The organism is Streptomyces sp. LS1784 (genome assembly GCF_020103755.1).
Lineage (GTDB): Bacteria > Actinomycetota > Actinomycetes > Streptomycetales > Streptomycetaceae > Kitasatospora.
On sequence record NZ_JAHSQD010000335.1, the window covers coordinates 1 to 9,126 of the forward strand.

The window sequence follows — 9,126 nt, forward strand, 5'->3', positions numbered from 1 at the left end:
GGCCGGCTCCGGCGGGACCGCCGACGCGGGCGGCGGCTCGACGGGCGCCGCCGGCGGCTCCTCCCCGACGGCCTCGGTGAGCAGCCCCAGGACGGTCACCGACTCCAGTGACCGCCCGGCCAGCCCGGCCAGCAGCCGGACGGTGTACAGGTTGTACTCGCAGATGATCCGGTGCGCACCGGCCGGATCGCCGGCCTCGATCGCCTCGACCAGGTCCGGGTGGCGTTCCCAGCAGACGCCGCCCAGCACGGGCAGCTCCCGCAGGTAGGGCGCGGCGAACATCCAGGACTGCACCCGCAGCCAGTCCAGGTAGTCGGCGATCCGGCGGTTGCCGAGCAGCCCGCCGACCTCCTGCCAGAACCGGCGGTCGCAGCCCACCATCACGTCCAGGTTGCCGGCCCGGGCGGCCCGCACCGCCGCGTCGGCCCGGCGGTGCAGCGAGGGCAGCCGGCTGAGGTCGGGCAGCGCGCGGCGGGTGGCGTACTGGCGGTGGAAGCTGTCGGTGATCAGCACCCGGGACTCGAAGATCTCCAGGAAGTCGTCCCAGCCCAGCTCGGGCACGGTGAAGCCGCGGTGGTGCTCGGCCCGCAGCAGACCCTGCGCGCCGAGGTCGACCAGGGCCTCGCGGGCCGGGGTCGCGGAGACGCCGTACAGCTCGGCGATCTCCTTGACGGTGAAGTTGCGGCCGGCCGCGAGTCGACCGGCCATCATCTCCTCGCGCAGCGCGCCGGCGATCTGCTCGCGCAGGCTGTTGCGGTGGATGACGGGGCGGGGGGTGTCGCCTGCGCCGTTGTCAGGCATGGGCGCGACCTCCTCGGGCGGCCTACCGTGCCGGCCCTCGTACGGGCCGGCGGGGAACACGACGAGTGCTCATCTTCTCAAACCCGACCGGCCCAGGTACGAACCAACCCTCCCGGAACGCCGTCCACCGCGCCCCGGCCCCTCCCCGGCTCAGCGCTGGACCGGCGCCGGGATCCCCAGCAGGCGGTCCCGCAGCACCGGGAACTCCGCCCGCGCCTTCGCCACCTCGGCCGGGTCGAACTCGACCGTCAGGACCTGCTCGTCCGCCCCCGCCTCGGCCAGCACCCGGCCCCACGGGTCCACCACGATGCTGTGCCCGGCCTGCTCGACCCCGGCGTGCGTACCGGCGGTGTTGCAGGCCAGCACGAAGGCCTGCTCCTCCACCGCCCGGGCCCGGGCCAGCAGCGTCCAGTGCTCGCGCCGCCGGGCCGGCCAGGCCGCCGGGACCACCAGCAGCTGCGCGCCGGCGTCCAGCAGCGCCCGGAACAGCTCCGGGAAGCGCAGGTCGTAGCAGGTGGCCAGGCCCAGGGTGGCGAAGTCGGTGGGCGCGGTGACGATCTCCTGCCCGGCACCCATCACCACCGCCTCGCCGCTGTCGAAGCCGAACCGGTGGATCTTGCGGTAGGTGTGCACCAGCTCCCCGTCCGGGGAGAACACCAGCGAGGTGTTGTAGATCGGCCCGTCCGGATCGCGCTCGACGATCGAACCGGCGTGCAGCCAGACCCCGGCGGCCCGGGCCGCGGCCGACATCACGTCCGAGGTGGGCCCGTCCAGCGTCTCCGCACCGTCCGACCAGAGGTCGTAGGCGAAACCGCCGAGCGGCCACAGCTCCGGGAGCACCACCAGATCGGCGCCCTGCTGAGCCCGCACCAGGGCCGCCGCCCGAGCCCTCCGCTCGGCGGGCGGTTCCACGTCGGAAACCGCGAGTTGGATCAATGAAGCGCGCACAGTACCACCGTCCACGGCAAGAGACCTACGATCGTCACCCGAAAGCGCTGCCCAGCTGTCTCCCGGCAGCGTAACGTGCGGTTAGCGTGTGCGCCCGGAAAGCCGGACCATCCCGGTCGGCCGTGACGGCGGGGCACAGGCGGCAAGGAAGCTGACGGAGGGCCGGAGATTCCCGTGACGGACAACCAGACCGTGCAGGCTTACACCGAGGCGTGGACCCAGACCATCGAGTCCATATCGGAGCTGGTCGCCCGCCTTCCCGAGGACTCCTGGAACCGGGCCACCGAGTGCCCGGGCTGGTCCGTCCGGGACGTCGTCTCACATGTGATCGCGGTCGAGTCCGACCTGCTCGGCGACCCGCGCCCGATCCACTCGCTGCCGCGTGACCTCCGTCACGTGACCACCGAGTTCGCCCGCTACATCGAACTGCCGGTCGACAAGCGCCGCTGCCACACCGCGCTGGAGATGACCAGCGAGCTGGAGTACACGATCATCCGCCGTTCCCGGGCGCTGCGGAACGCCAAGCAGACGCCCGAGGAGCCGGTGCGCTGGCCGGCCGGGCCGCTGGCCAGGGACGTCCCGTACCACGAGCTGCTGCGGATGCGGGCCTTCGACGTCTGGGTGCACGAGCAGGACCTGCGCCGGGCCCTGGAGACCCCGGGCAACCTGGACGCCCCGGCCGCCCTGATCACCCGGGACCTGCTGCTGGAGCTGCTGCCCAAGGCCGTCGCCACCAAGGCCGGGGCCCCGGCCGGGACGACCCTGGTGCTGGACGTCACCGGCCCGGTGGAGTTCCTGCGCACCGTCCGGGTGGACGCCACCGGCCACTGCACCGTGGACGAGTCGATCAGCCTGGCCCCCGACGTCCAGCTCACCATGGGCTGGGAGACCTACCTGCGGCTCGCCTGCGGCCGCGGCCGGGCCGGCCACGTCTCCGTCGAGGGCGACCGGGAACTGGCCGAGCGGGTGCTGGCCAACTTCTCGGTCACCATCTGAGCCGGCGGGCACCACCCGGCGTACACGCACCAGCGCGCGCCGGGTCGGCGCGACCCGTGCGTCCGTGCGTCAATCCGGCGCCGACACCTCACCCGTTCGAACAGGCGAACCGTCGATATGCGCTCGGTATGCCTCACTTCACGTGAGGCATACCGCGTTTCCGCAGGTGGGAAGCCCTACGGGTTTGTGGCCATGACCTTCCGCCGCAGCCTGAGGATCATCGCCGTCCCCACCGCCAACGGGACGTACTGCCAGCAGAACGCCCAGCGGAAGGCGGTGGCCGAGTACGCGCCGGCGCCGTCCGGGGAGAGCGCGTCCAGCAGCACGCCGATGCCGAACAGGGTGATCATCGTGCCGATGAAGCCGCCCATGTTGACGATCCCGGAGGCGGTGCCGAGCCGCTCCGCGGGATTGCGGGCGCGCGCGTAGTCGAGGCCGACCAGCGAGGCCGGTCCGTTGCTGCCCATCACCAGGATGATCCCGACCAGCAGCCAGGTCGGCGGATGGCCGCCGGGCCAGGCCAGCACCAGCGCCCAGCCGAGCCCGGTGGTCACGACGACGGTCAGCACGATCGGCATCCGGGCCCGCGCCGAGGCGGAGAGCAGCCGGCCGAAGACGAAGCCGAAGGTCATGTTGCTGAGCACCAGCAGGGTCAGCAGCCCGCCGGCCCCGGCCCGGGACATGCCCTGCGCCTGCACCAGGTAGGGCAGGCCCCAGAGCAGGCCGAAGGCGTTGCCGGGGAACTGGGTGGTGAAGTGGATCCAGAGCCCGAGCCGGGTGCCCGGCTCCCGCCAGCAGGCGAGGACCTGCCGGCCGACCTTCGGCCGCGCCGCCCGTACCGCGTCGGGCCGTACCGCATCCGCCCGTACCGGGTCGGGCCGTACGGCGGGCTCCTGGTGGGGCGGCGTGTCCTGGAGGAAGAGCGCGACCAGCGCGAACACCACCACGCCCAGCAGGGCGATCGCGGTGAAGGTGGGCGTCCAGCCCTCGCTGTGCAGCGCCCGGGCGAGCACCACGGTGGTGACCAGGTTGCCGCCCATCCCGGCCAGGCCGGTCAGCTGGGCCACGAACGGGTTCCGGGCCGCCGGGAACCACCGGGCGGCGATCCGCAGCACGCTGATGAAGGTCATCGCGTCACCGCAGCCGAGCACGGCGCGAGAGGCCAGCGCGGGGCCGAAGGCGGAGCTGAACGCGAAGGCCAGCTGACCGGCGCTCAGCAGCAGGACACCGAGCAGCAGCACCCGGCGCGGCCCGAACCGGTCGACGAGCAGGCCGACCGGGATCTGCATGGCCGCGTAGACCAGCACCTGGAGGATCGAGAAGGTGGAGAGCGCCGAGGCGCCGATGCCGAAGCGGTCGGCGGCGTCCAGTCCGGCCACGCCGAGGCTGGTGCGGTGGATGACGGCCAGGATGTAGACGCTGACGCCGATGGACCAGGCCAGCCAGGCCGCACGACCGCCGGGCGGTGCGGGCGCGGGTGCGGTCACAGGCACAGGTGTGGGGACGGCCGGGGGCTCGGCCGTGGATCGGGGAGCGGGGACGGACAGGGACGGGGCTGAACGATCGGGCTCCACGGTCATAGTCCGACCAGACTAGTCATCCCATGATTGGACGCCCAGATCCGGGCGGTGCGAACCGGGCGTCAGCCGGTCAGCGTCCAGGACACCGAGCGGGTCATGTAGCGCTCCCGGAAGGCCTCGTCCCGCACCCAGTCGGTGGTGTCCCGGACGGTCGCCGTCACGGTGGCCGTCCGGCCCGGGGCCAGCTCCAGCCGGGCGGTGTCCAGCCAGGAGTCGTCGGCGGGCTGCGGCGTCACCGGGACGCCGTCCACCGTCCACTCCACCTTCAGCTGCCGCGGGCCGGTCAGCGGCAGCGGCCGGACGTCGAGCCGGGGCCGCCCGGCCACCTCGCCGGGGGCGGGCATCGGGTCGTCGGTCGGCCGGACCTTGCGGTACAGCTCCTCGATGATCGCCTCCCGCGAGGGGAGGTTGTACGCGCTGCCCAGAGTGCGCATCACCGAGTCCTGGGTGGGCCGGTAGAGGCCGTTGACGCTGCGGTACGCCCCGATCACGCCGGCCCCGTCCGGGGACTCGGCGCCGAGCCAGCGCCACCACTTGGTCTGCTTCCTGCGCATGTCGTCGGCGTTGAGGGTGGCGAGGTTCGGGTAGTCGGCGTCGTCAGGAGCGCTGTCGTACTCGTCGCCGAGATCCCCCACGGTGTGCCCGATCTCGTGCTGGATGATCCGCCCGGCGTCCGGGCTGCCGCCCGCGAGGGTGGTCACCCCGGTACCGCCGGCGCCGCCGTACTCGGCGGAGTTGGCCAGCGCTATCAGGTACTGCGGCCCGGCGCCGGCGCCCGCGTACCGCGCGGTGGTGGCCTCGTCGGCGCAGAGCAGCCGGGCGGTGCCCTCGCACCAGAAGTGCATGCCGAGCGGGGTGGCGGTCTTGCGGCCGCGGCTCTCGGACTCGGCGATCCCGGAGACCGGGGAGACCACCTCGACCCGCCTGATGTTGAAGAAGCCCTGGTAGGTGCGGAAGGGCTCGATGTCCATCAGCGCGTGCCAGGCCCTGTCGGCCTGCTGCCGGAAGAGGTCCTGCTCGTCGGCCGTGTAGCCGTCGCCGAGCAGCACCAGGGTGATCCGGTTGGCCGGGTCCCCGGTGCGGCGTATGTCGACGGTCGGGGCGGCCTCGGATGCCTGCCGGTCGGCGCGGAGGGCCGTGTGCGGCGGCACCGCCCGGTCGGCCGGCGCCCCCGGCCCGATCACGCCGAACGGCGAGGGGCCGGCCAGCTCCACGGCGGCAGGGAGGGCGGCGACGGACACCAGCACGAGTGCGGCCACACTCCGGACGAGACGGCCAGGGTTGCCACGCGGCATACGGGTGCGTCCTCCGGGCTCCGGTCACCCGGCGTCGCCCGGGTGGTGGAGCGGAGACGTACCCTGACCGGTGGGGCTCCCCTATCCGGCCGCGTAAAAGTCACCGACCTGGCCCAACGATCCAGACCTTCCGGATCATTCATGTCATACCAACCACCACCTGAGTGGCCCCCCGAAGCCCGCCGAAGAGTCCCGAAAACTTTTCGGAACTCGCCTGCAACCCCCTCCGGGGATGCGCGTCTGTACGGGTGAAGGCACGGAGAGCGAGACCGGCAGAGCCGGGGGGCGCTTCCGCTCGACAGGAGCGGGGCCGGTCGTCTTCACCCACTCACACCATCAGCACGATGACCCTGGGGAGTCACGTCATGCGCATGCCCGTTATCACCCGTTTTGAGAAGAACGACCGCGCACTCTCCCGTCGCCGCATCGCCACCCTCGCCGCCACCGCCGTCCTCGCCGGCGGCGTCCAGCTCCTCGCCACCGACACCGCCTGGGCCTGCGGGGAGAGCGCCACCACCACCCACGCGAAGACCACCGCGAGCGTTGCCGAGGCGCCCGCCGCCGACCACCAGGGCTCCTACCAGGCCGGGTTCATCATGACCCCGGGCAACCAGACCATCACCGCGGGCGGCCCCAAGGTCGAGGTCGGCGTCAGCGTCACCAACTTCACCGGCGCCCCGTACCAGAACATCTCCGCGCTGCTCGGGATCTACAACCCGGCCGCCGGCGGCCTGGAGGCCAAGGACGTCACGGTCGAGGTCGCCTCCGCGGGCGGCTGGAAGCCGGTCAAGCTGGTCCACGGCGGCTGCGACCCGTCGCTGTACTCCGTCGCGTCCCCGGCGACCACCACCCCGCGCCTGGAGAACGGTCGGGCCGCGAACTTCCTGTTCCGGGTGGGGCTCTCCGCGAAGGCGCCCAGGGAGATGACCAGCCTCGTGTTCGTCGCCTCCGCGGGGGCCCCCGGCTTCCCGGAGAAGGGCGGCGAGTCCCGCGACTTCCGCGTGGTGCACACCACCGCCCCCGCTCCCAGCGCGAAGCCGACCACCCCGGCCAAGCCCAAGCCGACGCCCACCAGGACCGCCAAGGCCACCGAGCCCGCCGAGCCCGCCGAGCCCGTCGCCGACAGGACCAAGGACGCCGTCCCGGCCGTCCCGGCCGCCGAGGCCCCGAAGGCCAACGCCCCTGCCCCCGCCACCACGGCGCCCGCCGGCACCCCCGAGCTGGCGCAGACCGGCTCCTCCTCCACCAACACCTTCCTCGCCGTCTCCTCCGCCGCGCTCCTCGCCCTCGGAGCCGGCGTCCTGATCGCCGTGCGCCGACTGCGCCGCCAGCACTGACCGACGGCCGACGGAGCCGAGCAGCCCTCGGCCCCGTCGAGCGAGAAATTCGAGAACTGCCTGCAACCCCCGTCGGGGATGCACGTCCATACGGGTGAAGGCACGGAGAGCGAGACCGGCAGAGCCGGGGGGCGCTTCCGCTCGACAGGAGCGGGGCCGGTCGCCTTCACCCACTCACACCATCAGCACGATGACCCTGGGGAGTCACGTCATGCGCATGCCCGTTATCACCCGTTTTACGAAGAACGACCGCGCGCTCTCCCGCCGCCGCCTCGCCACCGTCGCCGCCGCTGCCGTCCTTGCCGGCGGCGTCCAGCTCCTCGCCACCGACACCGCCTGGGCCTGCGGGGACTACCGGGTCACCGGCGCGTACGAAGCTCCGACCAACGTGCCCGGGCTCTCTCCCGACACCGCCATCACCTCGGCCAAGTCCTCGGTGGTCGCGGACGGAAGCTGGAACGAGGTCTCCCTCAAGGTCACCAACAAGGCCGGTGAGGACGCCCACGGCATGGAGCCCTTCCTCGGCCTCGTCACCCCGGGCTCGGGCGCCGCGGCCCGTCCCAAGGACGTCAAGGTGCAGTTCCAGGACTACACCGGCGCGTGGAAGAACCTCCAGCTGCAGGACGGCTGCTCCCGCGTCATCGACGTCACCGGCTCCCAGCGCCAGCGGATGGCCGCCAACAGCTCGGTGACCTTCAAGTTCCGGTACTCGCTGGCCCCCAGCACCCCCGTCGGCGTGACCACGATCAACCTCCTGGCCTCGACCGAGAGCGCCGGCTCCCAGGGGCCCGGCAACTCGGGCTTCAAGCCGGTCAAGGTGACCCACCCCCAGGACACCGCCGCCGCCGAGCCGACCACCCCGGCCAAGCCGAAGCCGACGCCCACCAAGGCCGCCGAGCCCGCCGAGCCCGTCGCCGACAGGACCAAGGACGCCGTCCCGGCCGTCCCGGCCGCCGAGGCCCCGAAGGCCAACGCCCCTGCCCCCGCCACCACGGCGCCCGCCGGCACCCCCGAACTGGCCCAGACCGGCTCCTCGTCCACCAACACCTTCCTCGCCCTCACCTCCGCCGCGTTCCTCGCCCTCGGAGCCGGCGTCCTGTTCGCCGTCCGTCGACTCCGTCCCCAGCGCTAGTCGGACGGGCGGTCGCAACGAAGGGGCCCTCCTCCGCACGGCGCGGAGGAGGGCCCCTTCTTCGGTCCTGGAGGTCCTACCGGGCCGTCAGCCCCAGGTGATCAGGCGCTTCGGGCGCTCCAGCAGCGCGGCCACGTCGGCCAGCACCTTGGAGCCCAGCTCCCCGTCCACCAGGCGGTGGTCGAAGGAGAGCGCGAGCGTGGTCACCTGACGCGGAACCACCTTGCCCTTGTGCACCCACGGCAGTTCCCGGACCGCGCCGAAGGCCAGGATGGCGGCCTCGCCCGGGTTGAGGATCGGGGTGCCCGTGTCGACGCCGAAGACGCCGACGTTGGTGATGGTGACCGTCCCGCCCTGCATGTCGGCCGGCGAGGTCTTGCCCTGACGGGCGGTCTCGACCAGCTCGCCGAGCGACGTGGCCAGCCCGGTGAGGGTCTTGGACCCGGCGTCCTTGATGTTCGGGACGATCAGTCCGCGCGGGGTGGCCGCGGCGATGCCGAGGTTCACCTGGCCCTTGAGGACGATCTCCTGCGCCGCCTCGTCCCACTGCGCGTTGATCTCGGGGTGCCGCTTGATCGCGGTGAGCAGCGCCTTGGCGACGATCAGCAGCGGGCTGACCCGGACGTCCCGGCCCAGCTCGCCGCTCTCCTTGAGCCGGCGGACGAACTTCATCGTGCGGGTCACGTCGACCTGCACGAACTCGGTGACGTGCGGGGCGGTGAAGGCCGAGGCCACCATCGCCTGCGCGGTCGCCTTGCGGACACCCTTGATCGGCACCCGGACGTCGCCCGCGGTGGGCACCGGCGCCTGCGGCGCGGCCGGCTCCGCCACGGCGGCCTCGACCACCGCGACCGCCGGAGCGGCCTGGGCGGTGGCGTAGGCGTGCACGTCCTCGCGGGTGATCACGCCGTCCCGGCCGGTCGGGGTGACCGCGCGCAGGTCGACGCCGAGGTCCTTGGCCAGCTTGCGCACCGGCGGCTTGGCCAACGGCCGCTCCCCGCCGGGCACTTCCGCGACCGCGACCGGGGCCGGGGCCG

General features: G+C 72.9%; 8 protein-coding genes. 3 read left to right on the forward strand and 5 right to left on the reverse strand.

The features are described from left to right. Together KS423_RS29675 and KS423_RS29680 are read right to left on the reverse strand one after the other, a co-directional pair. On the reverse strand, positions 1-801 hold an 801-nt coding region (locus KS423_RS29675; protein WP_308020263.1), incomplete at its 3' end, for a GntR family transcriptional regulator. 150 nt (positions 802-951) lie between these two features. Next, complete coding sequence (locus KS423_RS29680) at positions 952-1,749, reverse strand: carbon-nitrogen family hydrolase (RefSeq protein WP_224282859.1); 798 nt, start codon at positions 1,747-1,749, stop codon at positions 952-954. A gap of 174 nt (positions 1,750-1,923) precedes the next feature. Between KS423_RS29680 and KS423_RS29685 the strand changes: the two genes are divergently transcribed. Next, positions 1,924-2,745 (forward strand): maleylpyruvate isomerase family mycothiol-dependent enzyme, encoded by an 822-nt coding sequence (locus KS423_RS29685; protein WP_224282860.1) that lies wholly within the window; start codon positions 1,924-1,926, stop codon positions 2,743-2,745. A gap of 176 nt (positions 2,746-2,921) precedes the next feature. Here KS423_RS29685 and KS423_RS29690 read toward each other — a convergent pair whose 3' ends face one another. Continuing rightward, positions 2,922-4,325, reverse strand: coding sequence for an MFS transporter (locus KS423_RS29690; RefSeq protein WP_263455368.1), 1,404 nt, complete (start codon positions 4,323-4,325; stop codon positions 2,922-2,924). A gap of 62 nt (positions 4,326-4,387) precedes the next feature. Further along, positions 4,388-5,584: a M64 family metallopeptidase gene (locus KS423_RS29695; RefSeq protein WP_224282862.1), complete on the reverse strand. Its 1,197-nt coding sequence runs from the start codon at positions 5,582-5,584 to the stop codon at positions 4,388-4,390. A 401-nt stretch (positions 5,585-5,985) separates the two neighbouring features. Between KS423_RS29695 and KS423_RS29700 the strand changes: the two genes are divergently transcribed. Both KS423_RS29700 and KS423_RS29705 read left to right on the forward strand, forming a co-directional pair. Beyond that, positions 5,986-6,957 carry an LPXTG cell wall anchor domain-containing protein gene (locus KS423_RS29700; protein WP_224282863.1) on the forward strand — a complete coding sequence of 324 codons (972 nt, stop codon included), beginning with the start codon at positions 5,986-5,988 and terminating at the stop codon, positions 6,955-6,957. 211 nt (positions 6,958-7,168) lie between these two features. Continuing rightward, on the forward strand, positions 7,169-8,089 hold the full coding sequence (locus KS423_RS29705; protein ID WP_224282864.1) for an LPXTG cell wall anchor domain-containing protein: 921 nt from the start codon (positions 7,169-7,171) through the stop codon (positions 8,087-8,089). An 87-nt stretch (positions 8,090-8,176) separates the two neighbouring features. Here KS423_RS29705 and KS423_RS29710 read toward each other — a convergent pair. Continuing rightward, positions 8,177-9,126 (reverse strand): dihydrolipoamide acetyltransferase family protein (locus KS423_RS29710; RefSeq protein ID WP_224282865.1); only part of this gene is annotated, 950 nt, incomplete at its 5' end.

What these genes read in the sequence shown, in the direction of transcription:
- KS423_RS29700 (WP_224282863.1), top strand. Translation starts at nt 5,986, where the DNA reads ATGCGCATGCCCGTTATCACCCGTTTTGAGAAGAACGACCGCGCACTC.
- KS423_RS29705 (WP_224282864.1), top strand. Translation starts at nt 7,169, where the DNA reads ATGCGCATGCCCGTTATCACCCGTTTTACGAAGAACGACCGCGCGCTC.
- KS423_RS29690 (WP_263455368.1), bottom strand. Translation starts at nt 4,325, where the DNA reads ATGACCGTGGAGCCCGATCGTTCAGCCCCGTCCCTGTCCGTCCCCGCT.